At 44.0% G+C, this 15,165-nt stretch carries 18 protein-coding genes; 17 read left to right on the forward strand and 1 reads right to left on the reverse strand.

Going from position 1 to position 15,165, the window contains the following annotated elements:
• The first annotated feature begins 6 nt into the window (after positions 1 to 6).
• The 17 genes from LN737_RS05440 to LN737_RS05520 all read left to right on the forward strand — a co-directional run bounded on the left by LN737_RS05440 (position 7) and on the right by LN737_RS05520 (position 14,024).
• Positions 7 to 612, forward strand: coding sequence for a cytochrome c (locus LN737_RS05440; protein ID WP_405516900.1), 606 nt, complete (start codon positions 7 to 9; stop codon positions 610 to 612).
• A gap of 82 nt (positions 613 to 694) precedes the next feature.
• Positions 695 to 1,999, forward strand: coding sequence for a quinol:cytochrome C oxidoreductase (locus tag LN737_RS05445; RefSeq protein ID WP_405516902.1), 1,305 nt, complete (start codon positions 695 to 697; stop codon positions 1,997 to 1,999).
• A 21-nt stretch (positions 2,000 to 2,020) separates the two neighbouring features.
• The gene (locus LN737_RS05450) at positions 2,021 to 3,142 is read left to right on the forward strand and encodes a cytochrome c oxidase subunit II (RefSeq protein ID WP_405516904.1); all 1,122 of its coding nucleotides are present in this window, start codon (positions 2,021 to 2,023) and stop codon (positions 3,140 to 3,142) included.
• A 28-nt stretch (positions 3,143 to 3,170) separates the two neighbouring features.
• Positions 3,171 to 5,054 (forward strand): cbb3-type cytochrome c oxidase subunit I, encoded by a 1,884-nt coding sequence (locus LN737_RS05455; protein WP_405516906.1) that lies wholly within the window; start codon positions 3,171 to 3,173, stop codon positions 5,052 to 5,054.
• Entirely contained in the window at positions 5,029 to 6,048 is a 1,020-nt protein-coding gene (locus LN737_RS05460; protein WP_405516908.1) for a heme A synthase, read from the forward strand. The genes LN737_RS05455 and LN737_RS05460 overlap by 26 nt, the downstream gene beginning before the upstream one ends.
• Position 6,049: 1 nt before the next feature.
• Complete coding sequence (cyoE, locus tag LN737_RS05465) at positions 6,050 to 6,928, forward strand: heme o synthase (protein WP_405516910.1); 879 nt, start codon at positions 6,050 to 6,052, stop codon at positions 6,926 to 6,928.
• Positions 6,929 to 6,937: 9 nt separating this feature from the next.
• On the forward strand, positions 6,938 to 7,528 hold the full coding sequence (locus LN737_RS05470) for a heme-copper oxidase subunit III (RefSeq protein WP_405516912.1): 591 nt from the start codon (positions 6,938 to 6,940) through the stop codon (positions 7,526 to 7,528).
• Positions 7,529 to 7,543: 15 nt separating this feature from the next.
• On the forward strand, positions 7,544 to 8,341 hold the full coding sequence (locus tag LN737_RS05475) for a cytochrome c oxidase subunit 3 (protein WP_405516914.1): 798 nt from the start codon (positions 7,544 to 7,546) through the stop codon (positions 8,339 to 8,341).
• 12 nt (positions 8,342 to 8,353) lie between these two features.
• A complete protein-coding gene (locus LN737_RS05480; RefSeq protein WP_405516916.1) occupies positions 8,354 to 8,677 on the forward strand; it encodes a cytochrome C oxidase subunit IV family protein in 324 nt (107 codons plus the stop codon).
• A gap of 3 nt (positions 8,678 to 8,680) precedes the next feature.
• Positions 8,681 to 9,391, forward strand: coding sequence for an SCO family protein (locus tag LN737_RS05485; protein WP_405516918.1), 711 nt, complete (start codon positions 8,681 to 8,683; stop codon positions 9,389 to 9,391).
• A gap of 10 nt (positions 9,392 to 9,401) precedes the next feature.
• Positions 9,402 to 9,944, forward strand: a complete 543-nt coding sequence (locus LN737_RS05490) for a DUF420 domain-containing protein (protein ID WP_405516920.1) — start codon at positions 9,402 to 9,404, stop codon at positions 9,942 to 9,944.
• 12 nt (positions 9,945 to 9,956) lie between these two features.
• Positions 9,957 to 10,232, forward strand: coding sequence for a hypothetical protein (locus tag LN737_RS05495; protein WP_405516922.1), 276 nt, complete (start codon positions 9,957 to 9,959; stop codon positions 10,230 to 10,232).
• Positions 10,233 to 10,290: 58 nt separating this feature from the next.
• Positions 10,291 to 10,560 (forward strand): DUF983 domain-containing protein, encoded by a 270-nt coding sequence (locus LN737_RS05500; protein WP_405516923.1) that lies wholly within the window; start codon positions 10,291 to 10,293, stop codon positions 10,558 to 10,560.
• A gap of 89 nt (positions 10,561 to 10,649) precedes the next feature.
• Positions 10,650 to 11,264 carry an RNA polymerase sigma factor gene (locus LN737_RS05505; RefSeq protein WP_405516925.1) on the forward strand — a complete coding sequence of 205 codons (615 nt, stop codon included), beginning with the start codon at positions 10,650 to 10,652 and terminating at the stop codon, positions 11,262 to 11,264.
• The gene (locus LN737_RS05510) at positions 11,233 to 12,168 is read left to right on the forward strand and encodes a hypothetical protein (RefSeq protein WP_405516927.1); all 936 of its coding nucleotides are present in this window, start codon (positions 11,233 to 11,235) and stop codon (positions 12,166 to 12,168) included. Before LN737_RS05505 ends, LN737_RS05510 begins: the two co-directional genes overlap by 32 nt.
• Entirely contained in the window at positions 12,165 to 13,187 is a 1,023-nt protein-coding gene (locus LN737_RS05515; protein WP_405516928.1) for a hypothetical protein, read from the forward strand. Before LN737_RS05510 ends, LN737_RS05515 begins: the two co-directional genes overlap by 4 nt.
• Positions 13,188 to 13,241: 54 nt before the next feature.
• On the forward strand, positions 13,242 to 14,024 hold the full coding sequence (locus LN737_RS05520) for an SDR family NAD(P)-dependent oxidoreductase (protein ID WP_405516930.1): 783 nt from the start codon (positions 13,242 to 13,244) through the stop codon (positions 14,022 to 14,024).
• Here LN737_RS05520 and LN737_RS05525 read toward each other — a convergent pair.
• A complete protein-coding gene (locus LN737_RS05525) occupies positions 14,010 to 15,155 on the reverse strand; it encodes a glycosyltransferase family protein (protein ID WP_405516932.1) in 1,146 nt (381 codons plus the stop codon). The two genes, LN737_RS05520 and LN737_RS05525, sit on opposite strands and share 15 nt — an antisense overlap.
• Positions 15,156 to 15,165 lie beyond the last annotated feature (10 nt).

Raw genomic sequence — 15,165 nt, forward strand, 5'->3', positions numbered from 1 at the left:
ATGGGAATGACTACTAAGTATAAGAACGTACTGACATTAGCGGTTATTGGGCTGATGTTTGCAGGTACGTCCTGCAAAAGGGGGCATGATAATACAGGTGTGGAGTACGCCCCTCAAATGTATGATGCGGTAGGATATGAACCTTACCGGCAAATTCGTCCTAATACAGTAAATCCTCAGGGCTTAAACATGCGTTTGCCTGCCCGTGGTACAGTTGCCCGTCCAAATTACCATACCAAGTTTGGAACAGGAGCCTCCGCTACTACAGACCTGATGATTTATAATATTCCGGCTGACAGTATCGGTATTGCTGAACGCGTGTTGACAAATCCAATTCCTGCTTCTGAGAAAACCCTTGCTGAAGGGCAGATTTTATATACTCGCTATTGCAGTCATTGTCATGGTGCAACTGGTCAGGGTGATGGGCCTGTGGCCAAGGAATACAAGGGGGTGCCTAATTACGCTGCTGACGCTTATAAGACGATGAATGATGGACACATTTTTCATGTGATTACTCATGGTAAAGGACGTATGTGGCCGCATGGCTCACAGGTTACGCCAGAAGATCGGTGGAAGATTGTACAGTACGTACACAAACTGCAACAAGGATAAAATTGAGATCACAGTTTAGAGTTTTTGAAGGTTCACAAGCGCTAAACTGATGACTATAACTGAAAACTGAAAACTGTTAAGAATGGCATCGGCTCACGCAATACCGTCCTTAGACGAAGAATTTGAATTTACAGCGGAATCTAAGCGTAAATTATTTATTGGTATCGGAGCAGGCGTTGCACTGGTAGCAATTGGCGCATACCTGCTGGCTTCTGGCGCTGGTTCACACGGGCATGAAGCTCATGCGGCAGGTGCTCACGAAGCTGGCGAAGGTGGCCATCATGCGTACAAATGGACAAATCGCTTGTGGGCAAACGTCTGGTTAAACGCAATTTATTTCACAGGCGCATCCGTTGTCGGCATGTTTTTTATGTCGTACAATTATTTGGCACAAGCTGGCTGGTCAGTTGCATTCAAGCGTATTCCTGAAGCTATGCCTGCTTACTTGCCTATTATGGGAGTTGTTGTGATTGCTACATTCTTTATTGCAGGTCACGATCTTTTCCATTGGACACATCCTGGCCTGTATGATAAAGCAAGTCCTGAGTTTGATCCAATTATCAATGGTAAAAAGGGCTTTTTGAATACGCCATTTTATATAGGTCGAATAGTTGCCTATTTTGGCCTTTGGTATTTCTTATGGCGTATGCTCCGTAATTTCTCTCTTCAGGAGGATTTGTATGGTGGTACGGAGTACTATGAAAAAAGTATCAAGTTCGGAACAGCCTTTTTGCTTGTATTTGGTGTTACCTCATCGACCTCTGCTTGGGATTTTGTGATGTCAATCGACACACACTGGTTCAGTACGATGTTTGGCTGGTATACATTAGCTAGCTGGCACGTAACGGGCTTGGCTATCATCACACTTACTGTAGTCACATTGAAAGAACGTGGTTATATGCAGTGGGTAAATGAAAGTCATCTACACGATCTGGGTAAATTCATGTTTGCCTTTAGCATCTTCTGGACTTACGTGTGGTTTGCACAATTTATGCTGATCTATTATGCGAACTTGCCTGAAGAAACTATCTATTATCGTGAGCGTTTTAGCGGCTATGGTGGTATTTATAAAGCCCCTTTCTTCATCAATATCTTTTTAAACTTTGTTTTCCCGTTTCTTGTATTGATGACGCGCGATGCAAAGCGTACACTAATCTTCCTGAAGATAGCAGCCTGGGGTATAATTATTGGGCATTATTTCGATTTCTATACCAACATCATGCCTGGAACGGTCGGTGAACATGGTGGCTTTGGCCCAATGGAATTCGGCATGATCCTGATTTTTGCGTCTGGATTTGTATGGTCGCTTTATTCTCAACTGGCAAAAGCCAATTTGGTTCCTAAGAACCATCCAATGCTGGAAGAGGCTTTACACCACGACATTTAATCAATAACCCGTACAAAAAACATGGTTTATATAGTTGTTTTGTTATCGGTAATATTTCTGGGGCTGGCTGCCGTAGTTGTTTCCAGAATGGCTGCCGTTGTAAAGAGTGCTAGTGGTCCTGCAGAAGAAGGTCATATTGGCATGAGTAATCGGATTAACGGCGCTTTATTCATAGTTTTCTTTGTCTTAGGCGTTATTGGTTTTGTAGTTTCTTTCTTATATGCAAAACAATATTTTTTGCCTGAAGCAGCCTCTCCGCACGGTCGTCATACCGACTTTCTGTTCTGGTTATCGATGGGCATTATTACCGCAGCTTTTCTGGTAACCAATGCATTGTTGTTTGTGTTTGCCTGGCTTTATCAACACAAAGAAGGGCGTAAAGCAGCATACTATCCAGAGAACCACAAGTTAGAGTTGATTTGGACGGTTATTCCTGCCGTTGTTATGGCTGTACTCGTATTCACTGGCTGGCGGGCTTGGCGGGATATCATGGCAGAGGCACCAGAAAATGCTCAAGTATTTGAGATCGTAGGTAAGCAATTTAACTGGATCGCTCGTTATCCAGGTGTAGATAATAACAAACTAGGTTCTTTCAATTACAAATTAATTGATAATAACAATGAAACTGGAATCGATTATACTGATGAAGCGTCGTTTGATGATTTCACGTCTACATCTGAATTGCATATTCCAGTCAATAAGCCAATTCTATTAAAAATCCGTGCGCGTGATGTTCTGCACAGTGTTTTCATTCCGCATCTGCGGGTTAAAATGGATGCTGTTCCTGGTATGCCGACTCGTTTTCAGTTTACCGCCGATAAGACTACCGATGAGATGCGCAATATCACGGGTAATCCTAATTTTGGTTATGAAATTGCTTGTACAGAGGTATGTGGACAGGGACATTTTTCAATGCGGATACGTTTGATCGTCGAAGATGAAGCGTCTTGGTTAGCTTGGTGTAGAGAACAAAAACCTCTACTTACGGCTACTCCCGAATTAGCAGCACGTATCCCGGCAAATCTGAAAGCCAAGGCAGCTAAATATTTGCCGACCGATGCTCCAGCAGCCGCACCAGCCGACAGTTCAACGGTATCAACGAAACAGAGTGGCGAAGCAGTAGCTAGCGTAATGCTTCATTAATTTTAAACTTATTAAGAAACCAAATACTATGGCGACAGTATCAGCTAACCCGGCAACCGTGGCTCATGCAGCAGAGCATGAACACCATGAGCCGCAAAGTTTTTGGCGCAAATATATCTTCTCTGAAGATCATAAAACGATTGCAAAACAGTATCTAATATCAGGTATTATCTGGTCTGTTATCGGAATTAGTTTATCAGTAATATTCCGGCTTCAGTTAGGGTTTCCAAATCTGAAACTGGGTTTTCTTCGTCCGATTCTTGGTAACTGGATCAACGATACAGGAAAATTAGATCCTGATTTCTACCTGGCTCTAGTCACAATGCACGGAACCATCATGGTATTCTTTGTATTGACGGCTGGCTTGAGTGGTACGTTTTCTAACTTTCTGATTCCACTTCAGGTTGGCGCCCGTGACATGGCTTCTGGGTTCCTCAACATGCTATCATACTGGTTTTTCTTTTTGGCCAGTATGCTGATGCTTGGGTCATTGTTTATTGAGACCGGACCTGCCGCTGGTGGTTGGGTTATTTACCCTCCATTGAGTGCTTTACCACAAGCTCATAAGGGCTCTGAATTTGGTATGACGCTATGGTTAATCAGCATGGCGCTGTTTATTGTGTCACAGCTATTGGGCGGAATAAACTACATCACAACGGTTATTAACCTGCGTACGCGGGGAATGTCATTCAGTAAGTTACCACTTACAATATGGGCCTTCTTCTTGACAGCGGTTCTTGGACTTATCTCCTTCCCGGTTCTATTGTCGGCTGCATTGCTGTTGATTTTTGACCGTAGCTTTGGTACCAGCTTTTATTTATCTGAAATCTACATTAAAGGTGAAGCACTGCCAAACGTTGGCGGTAGTCCTATTTTGTTTCAGCACTTATTCTGGTTCTTAGGGCACCCCGAGGTTTATATTGTCTTATTACCTGCTTTGGGGATGACCTCGGAAATCATTGCAACCAATTCGCGTAAACCAATTTTCGGTTACCGTGCCATGATTGCGTCTATGATGGGTATTGCTTTCTTGGCGTTCATCGTATGGGCCCACCATATGTTTGTAACAGGGATGAACCCGTTCCTTGGGTCAATATTCATGTTCCTGACATTAATTATTGCTGTTCCGTCTGCTGTTAAAGCCTTTAACTATATCACGACACTCTGGCGTGGTAATATTCGCTTTACGCCAGCTATGTTGTTCTCAATTGGTCTTGTGTCTTTCTTCATTTCAGGAGGATTAACCGGGATCATTCTTGGTAACTCGGCTTTGGATATTCAATTGCATGACACGTATTTTGTGGTGGCCCACTTCCACTTAGTTATGGGAGCTGCTTCTGCGTTTGGCCTACTGGCTGGGGTGTATCACTGGTTCCCCAAAATGTTTGGTAGAATGCTAAACGAGAAGCTGGGCTATATTCACTTCTGGTTAACCTTTATTGGTATATATCTCGTCTTCTTCCCAATGCACTATATCGGTATTGCCGGATTCCCACGTCGATATTATGCATTTACGAGCTACGATTTTACTAAAAACATTTTTGCTGATATGAACGCTTTTATTAGTGCTGCCGCTGTTTTCACCTTCGCAGCACAATGGGTGTTCATATTCAATTTCGTTTACAGTCTAATCAAAGGTCGCCGGTCTCCACAGAACCCTTGGAAGTCGAATACATTAGAGTGGACTGCACCTGTTAATCCGGGACATGGTAACTGGCCAGGTGAAATACCTGCCGTCTATCGTTGGCCTTACGATTATAGTAAGCCAGGCGCTAAAGACGATTTTATTCCTCAAAATGTTCCATACTCACAGACGCCCGAGTCTAACTTGCCTCACGAAAACGAGTTGATTGGTATGGAAAAAGAAATTGAGGCTCAAAACTTGAATGACCAGTTCAATCAGCCTCATTGATAAACGAGAACAGCGGTTCCGGAGCTTAGTACTTCTGACAATACTTGTTATTTACCTTGTAGTATTAGCAGGTGGAATTGTCAGAGGCACAGGCTCTGGAATGGGCTGTCCTGACTGGCCTAAATGCTTTGGGCGTTGGGTGCCTCCAACCGAAATCTCACAATTGCCCGCTAACTATCAGACAATCTACGGTGCTAAGCTGAAAGGCGAAATAGAATTCAATGCCGTAAAAACCTGGATTGAATATATTAATCGATTGTTGGGTGTATTAGCAGGTTTCTTTGTTTTTGGTACGTTAATAGCTTCCTTGTCCTATCTACGTAAAGACAAGGTCGTTTTCTGGGGAAGTTTTCTTTCTTTCCTGTTATTAGGGCTTAACGGCTGGCTCGGTTCACGCGTAGTTGCTACAGAACTTGCACAATATTTAATATCGCTACATTTGTTGTTAGCCATAGCTGTTGTTTTTACTTTGTTGTTTGTGTTTGTACGCTCGAACACATCTTTGTTAAAGTTTGAGCCGAAACAAAAAAAAGTAAAAGCACTTCGCCTGCTATTGCTCGTTATTATGCTACTTACCTTGTTTCAAACAGCACTTGGAACGCAGGTTCGGGATGCGCTCGACCAAGTGGTAAAACAACTCGGCTATGGGCAGAGGGAAAAGTGGATTGAAGGTTTAAACTGGAGCTTCTACGTTCATCGGTCCTTTTCACTAATTGTGTTGGCTTTTCACATCGCAGTTATTTATCAACTCCGCAGTGTTTCCCAAAACGGCTCAATAAAACGGGTGGTGAATGGATTAATAGTGCTAGTAATATTGGAAATCGGTACAGGCGTAATTATGGCTTATATGAACGTACCGGCAGCAGCACAACCCATCCACTTACTATTAGCTGTATTAATAATGGGTTTACAATTCATGGCTTGGCTACTTGTAAATCCTGCATTGATAGAGCCGAAAATGAATAACAGAGCAACTCAATTAATTGAGATTTAGCATGGAAAAAATAGTTGCTTTAACACTGATCAACGAAAAGGCTAAAGCTTATATAGAACTCCTAAAACTTAAACTCACTCTGGCAGTCGTTTTCTCAGGTGTGTTTGGGTATTGTCTGGCAGTTGAGCATGTAAACTGGTGGAAAATTGTCGTTTTCGTTATTGCATCGATCAGCATTACCGGAGCTGCCAATATTATTAATCAGATGATTGAAAAAGAGTCTGATAAAAAAATGAAACGTACTGCAGTTCGGCCACTACCGACAGAGCGGTTAAGTGTTCAGGAAGCAGCTGTTTTTGCATTCTTACTGTTTAGCGTAGCTTGCTTTCTGTATGTAGAGTTTTTCAATATTAGAGCCGCTGCTTTGGCCGTTTTGTCCTTGCTTTTGTATGGATTCGTTTACACTCCACTTAAGCGGAAAGGACAGATTGCTGTATTTGTTGGCGCATTACCCGGCGCTTTCCCTCCGATGATTGGCTGGGTTGCGGCTACAAATCACTTTGGCTGGGCACCCGGTATTTTGTTTGCCATTCAGTTTTTTTGGCAGTTCCCCCATTTCTGGGCAATTGGCTGGTTAGCCTTTGATGAATACAAAAAAGCAGGAATCCAGATGATGCCTGGAAGTGGAAAAACTACGGAAACGGCTTCTAGGATAATGATCTATACGCTGTTCTTGATTCCAGTAGGCTGGTTGCCGTACATGATGGGCGTAACAGGAATTTATTCAGCTTTAGTGGCTATGATTGGTGGAATCTTGTTTCTGGCTCAAACGTTCCATTTGATGAGAACATGTACAGACAAGGCCGCTTTGCAAATGATGTTCGGATCATTACTTTACTTGCCGGTCGTACAGATTGTTTATCTGCTAGATAAAGTATAACAACAAATCATGAGCGAATTAGTAAACGACATTTCAATTGTTGAAGAGCCGCAGGAAACGCTCTCCATGAATCCACGTAAGTTTATACTGTGGCTATTCATTGTGAGTATCATTATGCTTTTTGCTGCGATGACCAGTGCCTATCTGGTTCGTAGGGCAGAAGGAAACTGGTTAGAGTACGATATACCATCAGTCTTTACGTACAGTTCTGTAGTTTTGGTGATTAGTAGTATTACCATACATTGGGCTTACTTAGCGGCAAAAAAAGACAATTTCAACAGCCTGAAAATTGCGATAACTATTACTTTTGTACTTGGAGTGATTTTCCTGTACATGCAGTTTCAGGGATGGGTTGAATTAGTTAATGAGAATGTATTCTTTGTAGGTAATCCTGCGGGATCATTTATGTACATTTTCACAGGCTTACATGGATTTCACTTAATCTCTGGCTTAATTGTCCTGATTTTTGCTCTGGTTGCTGCATTCCGGCTACGAATTCATGCGAAAAGTCTGAATCAGCTGGAAATTGCTGCTACGTATTGGCATTTTCTAGACATTTTGTGGTTGTATTTGTTTTTCTTTTTAGTCTATTTTCATTGATAATCTTTTAGATGCATGGCGGCTACTGCAACGCATGATACCCTGACTTCGGACTCTGACAAAGTGTTCGACAAGAAGATATGGATGGGTGGTGTTGAACCCATGAAGGTGAGCTACGGCAAGCTGATGATGTGGTTCTTTCTGATCTCTGACACATTTACGTTCTCAGCATTGCTGGTTACCTATGGTCTGATTCGGTATAGCTACCCAGCATGGGACCCAGCTATTTATGGCGAAGTATTTAAGTTCTCAAACTTATATTGGCCATCACCTGAACATGTTTATAACTCAGTGCCATTTCTGCATGGTATTGATTTGCCGCTGATTTTTGTCGGTATCATGACATTTATTCTCATTTTCAGTAGTGTTACGATGGTTTTAGCTGTAGAAGCTGGCCACCGCATGGACCGCGCTGATGTAGAGAAATACATGCTATGGACAATTTTGGGTGGATTAGCATTCCTGGGCAGTCAGGCCTGGGAATGGTCGCACTTTATTCACGGCACTGAAACCGGTACAACCATTACTGAGATTATTAATGGACAAACCATTCAGCGCACAATTTTTGGAGCCAATCTGGTCGAGAATCAATATGGCCCACCAGCTTTTGCTGACCTGTTTTTCTTTATTACAGGTTTCCACGGAACACACGTGTTTAGTGGTGTTGTTCTAAATATTCTCATATTCTACCGCTCTGCCACTGGTTTATATGACCGCAGAGGTCATTACGAAATGGTTGAAAAAGTAGGTCTTTACTGGCACTTTGTCGATCTGGTCTGGGTATTCGTTTTCACATTCTTTTATTTGGTTTAACCACCTTCTATCATGTCTGACCATACACACGGAACCCATGAGGTGGGGGAAATACCACCCGCAAATACAGGGACTATCTGGCGTACATTCTGGATTTTACTGGGTATTACGGTCGTTGAATTTACCCTGGCTTATTTGATGAAAGCGGGTGGACTTCGGACCTCTTTCTTCATTATAATGACCTTAGTAAAAGCCTTTTATATTGTTGGCGAGTTCATGCACTTAAAGCATGAAGTGAAAAGCCTTATTTGGGCGATCGTTGTTCCTATCGTTTTCATCGTTTGGCTGTTAATTGCTCTTCTGATGGAAGGTGGATCGATTTTTGAATTACGTTAAAATATGACGGCCACACAAAAAGCCGGGATTCTGCTCACTACGTTGCTGGTCCCGGCTTTATTGTATCTATTTCTGAGGTTTGGTACGCAAAATCATTACGTATTGCCACGCTATCTTCCCAAAATAGATTCAACAAAGGGAAGCCCTCTGATGGGTAAAGTGAATTTGCCGGATGGTAGTGAAATAACGGATACAATTTTTAATCATATACCTCCTTTCAGATTAATTGATCAGGAGGGTAAAACAGTGGATCAGTCAATCGTAAAAAATAAAATCTACGTAGCTGACTTCTTCTTCACACGTTGCGGAACCATCTGTCCCCGTATTTCTTCACAACTCACTCGCGTGCAGGATATTTTCCGAAATAACCCTGCTATTGTCTTTCTTTCGCATACCGTCGATCCCGAGCACGACCGTCCAGAGCAGCTTAAAGCCTATGCCAAAAAGTATGAAGCTATACCCGGCAAGTGGTATTTCCTGACAGGTAGTAAAGCTGATATCTATGACTTGGCCATGCATGGCTATTACCTTCCGGTAGTTGATAAAGGGGTAGAGGATGGTAAGCCAGACGAAACTTTTATTCATACCGAAAAGTTGGTATTAGTGGATAAAGGGGGTATTATCAGAGGGTTTTATAATGGAACAGACAAGGAGGATGTCGACCGGCTAATCCTTGAAATGCGCGTCCTGCTCGATATTTACAACAAAAAATAATTTATTGCTCATGGAAATGCTACAACCTGTTCAGGAGCACAAGGCCAACCGAATTATTAATATTCTGGCGCTGGCTATACCAGTTGCGGTAGCCGTATTACTTGGTATTCGTCAGAAAGTGGATTTAGGAAGCTGGACAACGTATTTGCCGCACTTAAATGGGATAATCAATTCGCTTACGTCGGTTTTACTGTTGATGGGATTATACTTCATCAGACAAAGAAACGTAGAAGCGCATAAGCGTACCATGTTGACGGCTTTTGCACTTGGTTCGTTGTTTTTAGTTAGTTATGTTTTGTACCATCTTACCAACGAATCAACGGCATTCGGGGGACAAGGGTGGATTCGGCCAGTGTACTACTTCCTGCTAGTGTCGCATATAGTGTTATCAGTTGTAGTAGTCTGGTTTGTCTTAAAGGCTGTGTATTATGCGTTGAGTGGACAAATTGCACGTCATAAACAGACGGTAAAATATGCCTTTCCTATCTGGTTATACGTTAGCATTACAGGAGTGATAGTGTATTTGATGATTAAGCCCTATTACATCCATTAACTCACAAAAACGATGAAAAACTGGAAAGTGTGGTTGTTAATTGGTTTCCTGTTTGTGATTACACCCGACTTGATGGCCCAATGTGCTATGTGTCGTGGTACAGTTGAGAGTACCGTAAGCAATGGTCGTAGTATAGTGGCTTCAGACCTGAATTTTGGCATTCTATATCTATTATTAGCACCTTACCTGATAGTTGCGTCGATTGGCTATTTATGGTATCGACACAGTAAACGAGAGCATGGGAGACGTCTCGAGATTGCAGGCCGCGTTAAACGGGCTATGTCCTAGGTGCAGAAAAGGTAAAATCTTTAAACACCCTTTTTATTCACCGCGGGGCTTCGATGATATGTATGAGCTTTGTCCGCACTGCGGTCTGCGATACGAAGTCGAACCGGGTTATTTTATCGGAGCTATGTATGTTAGCTATGCTATCTCAGGTGGAGTTGCGTTGGTATTGGGGTTTTTACTGTTTTATTTAGGCCACGATCCAGAAGGTTGGGTTTATGCCGCTGTAGTAGCGCCGGTTATGGTGCTGATTGCGCCAGTTAACTTTCGAATATCGCGAGTTATCTGGCTCCATTATGTAGCTGGAATTAAATATGTGAAAGGGCTCTAACAGGCCCTTTTTTATTTTTAGAAAAATATTTTTTATCCATGCAACCTTATCGGGGCAGTTATGCATCTTGCCCATGAACCTAAACGAATATGCTGCGACTTATACCGTTTTTTACGACAGAAGCAAAGCTGGTAGCTGCGTTGAAGCGGGGCGAAAGTCGTGCGCATAAAGTCGTTTATGAACGGTTTGCTGGTAAAATGTTGGCAGTATGTACTCGTTACTGCGCTAACCGGGCCGATGCCGAAGAGGTGATGCTGGATGGCTTCATGCGCGTTTTCGAAAAGATTGAGCAGTTTCGCGAAGATGGGAGTTTCGAAGGCTGGGTACGGCGCGTTATGGTAACGGAATCACTTATGTTTCTGCGGAAGTCGAAACAGTGGCGTCAGGAAATCCCTATTGAGGACGTGACCGTTGAACCAAACTACGAATGGGCCGACTCGTCATTGAATGAACACGATTTACTGCGGTTAGTGAATCAATTGCCTGATGGGTATCGTACAGTCTTTAACCTGTATGCAATTGAGGGCTATTCTCACGCAGAAATCGCGGAGATGTTAGGTATTTCAGAAGGTACTTCAAAGTCGCAGTTGAGTCGGGCGCGGGTGCTGCTACAGGCAAATGTGAAGAAATTAGAACAGACACCAGAACAACGAACTGGCCAGGCAGAATACTATGAAAAAACATACCGAAAAACAGCCAATTGACGACTTATTCGCTCGTAAACTGAGCAATATGTCGATGCCGCCAAGCTCCAATGGGTTTGAGCGGTTACAGGCGCGTATGGGCCAGAACAAGCCGGAAGCACGTATTATGGTATGGCGCAACCCATTCGTACAACGGTATATGGCCATTGCGGCCTGCTTGCTGATCGTGTGCCTGTTTGGCTGGCTTTATTTGTCATCAAATAACGTAACGACTTCTAACTCGCCGGCTGTAGCTGTGAAGCAAGCCAGGCCGACTCAGCAGCCTGCTAATTCTGATAATGAACGCTCCCAGCCTGCTTCGGTTGCTGACAATGATGTGTCTTATCCAATAGCGCATGTCGTTCCAAACCGGCCAGAAAATAAAGAGCAGATTGGTAAAGTTGGAAAATCGAATGAAGTCGGTAAAGACATACATACCTCAACGAATCGATTGGCTGATAGCCATAAGACAACTCTCAAGCCATCGATAGCGCCCGTGTCCGATGAGCCCGTTCTGGCACAGATAAAAGCTGCTGACAGCCAGCCTAAACCAGAGACAACAGAAGTTGGCAAAAACGCAACGAATCAACCAACAGTAGAGCAGGTGGCAGATGTTAAACCAGTAACCAAGCCTATTTCACCCGCTGAGCGAGTATTGGTTGTGACAATCGATGAACCTACTTCGTTAGTAGCTGCGCGCCAGGCTGCTAAAACCTCTATTGAGGACAAACCTGTAGTTGCGGTAAATGACAAGCTAGAAAAGGATGCTAAAGCAGGTGGATTATGGGCGCAGGTAAAGCGTATCAAACATGGTGAGCTGTTCGCTAAGCGGGACAACGCCAGCGAAGAGGACCGTGGGCTGCTGGATCGTGCTTACAACGGTTTGAAGCGTAGTTTAGATAAAGATAAATCCGCCAAACAATGAAAGGAGTAGTACTTATCGTCGCAACAATAATTGCCTTAGTAACATCATTAACGGCTCAGGCAACGTCTGTAGCGCCGACGGATTCATTAGTTATTCGATTTGCCAACCGCACCCGACTAGTGATCTATGCGCCCGATAAAGCAGGTATTCAGGCCCTATCAAACTATGACCTGAATAAAATTGTGCGGGAGATGGGCATGAAACTCGATTCGGTACCAGGTGGACCAACGGCTATCTCGCAAAACGGCGAACGGTTTTTAAAGGACACAGTTCTGGTCGTCACAAGGAAAAAGGATGGCGTTACGATTGTGATCAATGACAAGGGCGATACTACCAGAACCGTGGTGCGGGAAAAAAATCAAACGGATCGGGATTATGAGCGGGCCAGAAATCGAAACCACGGTCGCGACAACTGGAATATTGATTATGGCGTAAGTATCGGCCTTAATAATTTTATTCAGCAAAGTACTTCACCTGCCTATCCGGAAGAGAGTTACGATTTAAGGCCAATTGGCTCTCGTTACATTGCTTTATCGATAGGCGCCATGCCAACCATAATCCGGGGTAAATACGCATCGCTGAAGCTGTATTATGGCGTTGAGGTGGCCTGGAATAATTTTATGTTTGAGGGAAATAACGTAGCCGAAAAACAACCTGCGGGGATAGCTTTCCCCGATGCAGGTCGGGATCTGCAAAAAAGCAAGTTGACTGTTTGTACAATTGGTATTCCAGTGGTTCCCCGCGTTACATTCTACAACAATGACGGCCGAAAAATTTGCCACTTAGGATTTGGCGGGTACGTTAATTACCGGCTTGACAGTTACCGGAAAATAAAAGAAGCAGATGGTAGTAAAGATCGGCGTCACTCTGATTTCTATCTGAATGATTACCGTTACGGCCTAATAGCCCATTTAGGATTAAGGAACGTCAATTTCTTTGTGAAATATGACCTGAACCCTCTCTTTCAAACTGATAAAGGCCCTGATGTTCGAACGCTTACGTTTGGTATCGGGTTTTGATGGATGAGCAATCCAGTTATTTCGATTATAGGATGCGGTTGGCTTGGCTTTCCTTTGGCAGAATACCTTCTGTCGAAAGGGTACCAGGTGAAAGGCAGTGCTACGTCCAGCGACAAAGTGTCTGTGCTTAAGCGGCAGGGCATTGAGGCTTACCAGCTTCAGTTAAATCCTGCACCAACGGAGGATTTAGACGTTCTACTGAAGGCTGATATACTACTTATCAACATTCCCCCAAAGGCAGGAAAACAGGGAAATGAGTTTCATCCTGAGCAAATACGTCATCTGACGCTTGCTATACCACAATCGCCAATAAAGCATGTAATCTACGTTAGTTCCACGTCGGTTTATCCAGAGCTAAAGAGAACCGTTATTGAGGACGACGTTAATGAACCGCAGCAATCGGCGGCCCCTGCTTTGGTTGAGGCAGAGCAACTCGTGCTGGCTTTGGCGCCTGGCAGAACCGTAACAGTTTTACGTTGCGCTGGCCTAATGGGTTATAATCGAATACCGGGCAAATACGTAGCTGGCCGAACCGTAGACAGCGGAGCCGTGCCAGTCAATTACCTACATCGCGATGATGCTGTGGGCATTCTCGCAGCTATCATTCAGCAAAAAATGGCCGGTACGTTTAACGCGGTAGCGCCTGAGCATCCTACCAGAGAAGCCGTTTACCGAAAAAGCTGCGCAGATTTTGGTTATGAGTTGCCAACGTTCGTTGAGCCAGAAAAACCCGTCTCTTTTAAAATTATCGGTTCGGAGAAATTACTGAATGAGCTAGACTATTCCTTTCGGTTTTCTAATCCGTTGTCGTTTTTTTATCAGTCAGGACCGAAGTAATTGCCGAACGCGTGTTGATAAGAATCCGCCAGAGGGTTTACTTTTGGGCAGAATAGCTCGATTTAGAGCCGCTAAAAACAAAAAATAACCTTGCGCATGCCACGCCCGAAAACGTTCGCTTACCGGCGAATCATAGTGGGGAAGATAGGCAAGTAGCTGACTCAGGTCAAAATCGGTGGCGGCAACACCAACCCCGGCCCGCTGCCCATCGATGGCGTTGCAGGCTTGTTCATAATGGTTGGGCTGAGGAATCATTAAAGCGGGTTTCCCTAAATATGCCGCTTCGCAGACCGACTCAAAGCCAGCCGTTGTAACAACAGCTTTGCATTGAGCCATAAATTCCAGAAATCGTTTGCCGTTGATGGCATGATACGTTAAGGTTTCATCAATAAATTCATCCGGTTTTTGGGTACCTGCATGAAAAGCATGCATCGGCACCTGAGGATTTTGCTGATGCGCTTTCAGCAATTCCGTTTTCAAGCCCGGTTGCGTAACGTAAGCTAGTAGGAAATCGCTCATTGTGGGCTTCATGTCAATCACTTCCTGACGCAATAGGGGCGGTACAATGCGTAGATGCCTCCTAGGTTCGTCGGGCTGTTTATCGAACGATAGCGCCAGCAATTCACGCGCTCCAAAGCATGTCAGTTGAGTATTGATGGTAAAAGCTTGTCGATAAAACCACTTCCCCGCAGGGCATTGGAAGTTCGGGTGGTAAACCATGTATTGATGAGCAATGCAAACCATCGGTACTGACGGACGTAACAGTGCATACGTTAAGCCACCCAGCATTTCATAGAAGTTGACAACTACATCGGGCTTTTGTGTATCAATAATCTGTTTAACCTGCTTCAAACTTCGCCAGAATGGCCGAATATCCCGAATGGCCCGAATTGTGGTTTTGAATGGCTCAAGGGCATTTGTCCCTGTGTTGTATACCAGCCCAGGGCTAAAAACGGGCGTAATCGGTGCCGCGAATGCTTCTCGAAAAAAAGAGGGTACGTCCCGTTCGGCTGTCACACCGACTATGGCGCCGATAACTTCATGCCCGGCTACCTGTAAAATTTGCGCCAGCGATAAGGCTTGTGTTAAATGGCCACGACCTTCGCCCTGTACTAAAAATAAAGTACGCATACTGCATAAA

Source organism: Spirosoma sp. KNUC1025 (genome assembly GCF_045160025.1).
In the GTDB taxonomy this organism is placed as follows: Bacteria; Bacteroidota; Bacteroidia; order Cytophagales; family Spirosomataceae; genus Spirosoma.

Excerpts from the sequence above, each read along its gene's own strand:
- LN737_RS05450 (WP_405516904.1), top strand. The coding sequence starts at position 2,021 with ATGGTTTATATAGTTGTTTTGTTATCGGTAATATTTCTGGGGCTGGCT.
- LN737_RS05510 (WP_405516927.1), top strand. The coding sequence starts at position 11,233 with ATGAAAAAACATACCGAAAAACAGCCAATTGACGACTTATTCGCTCGT.
- LN737_RS05515 (WP_405516928.1), top strand. The coding sequence starts at position 12,165 with ATGAAAGGAGTAGTACTTATCGTCGCAACAATAATTGCCTTAGTAACA.
- cyoE (WP_405516910.1), top strand. The coding sequence starts at position 6,050 with ATGGAAAAAATAGTTGCTTTAACACTGATCAACGAAAAGGCTAAAGCT.
- LN737_RS05500 (WP_405516923.1), top strand. The coding sequence starts at position 10,291 with ATGTATGAGCTTTGTCCGCACTGCGGTCTGCGATACGAAGTCGAACCG.
- LN737_RS05480 (WP_405516916.1), top strand. The coding sequence starts at position 8,354 with ATGTCTGACCATACACACGGAACCCATGAGGTGGGGGAAATACCACCC.
- LN737_RS05460 (WP_405516908.1), top strand. The coding sequence starts at position 5,029 with ATGACCAGTTCAATCAGCCTCATTGATAAACGAGAACAGCGGTTCCGG.
- LN737_RS05505 (WP_405516925.1), top strand. The coding sequence starts at position 10,650 with ATGCTGCGACTTATACCGTTTTTTACGACAGAAGCAAAGCTGGTAGCT.
- LN737_RS05470 (WP_405516912.1), top strand. The coding sequence starts at position 6,938 with ATGAGCGAATTAGTAAACGACATTTCAATTGTTGAAGAGCCGCAGGAA.
- LN737_RS05440 (WP_405516900.1), top strand. The coding sequence starts at position 7 with ATGACTACTAAGTATAAGAACGTACTGACATTAGCGGTTATTGGGCTG.
- LN737_RS05525 (WP_405516932.1), bottom strand. The coding sequence starts at position 15,155 with ATGCGTACTTTATTTTTAGTACAGGGCGAAGGTCGTGGCCATTTAACA.
- LN737_RS05485 (WP_405516918.1), top strand. The coding sequence starts at position 8,681 with ATGACGGCCACACAAAAAGCCGGGATTCTGCTCACTACGTTGCTGGTC.
- LN737_RS05495 (WP_405516922.1), top strand. The coding sequence starts at position 9,957 with ATGAAAAACTGGAAAGTGTGGTTGTTAATTGGTTTCCTGTTTGTGATT.
- LN737_RS05475 (WP_405516914.1), top strand. The coding sequence starts at position 7,544 with ATGGCGGCTACTGCAACGCATGATACCCTGACTTCGGACTCTGACAAA.
- LN737_RS05490 (WP_405516920.1), top strand. The coding sequence starts at position 9,402 with ATGGAAATGCTACAACCTGTTCAGGAGCACAAGGCCAACCGAATTATT.
- LN737_RS05445 (WP_405516902.1), top strand. The coding sequence starts at position 695 with ATGGCATCGGCTCACGCAATACCGTCCTTAGACGAAGAATTTGAATTT.
- LN737_RS05455 (WP_405516906.1), top strand. The coding sequence starts at position 3,171 with ATGGCGACAGTATCAGCTAACCCGGCAACCGTGGCTCATGCAGCAGAG.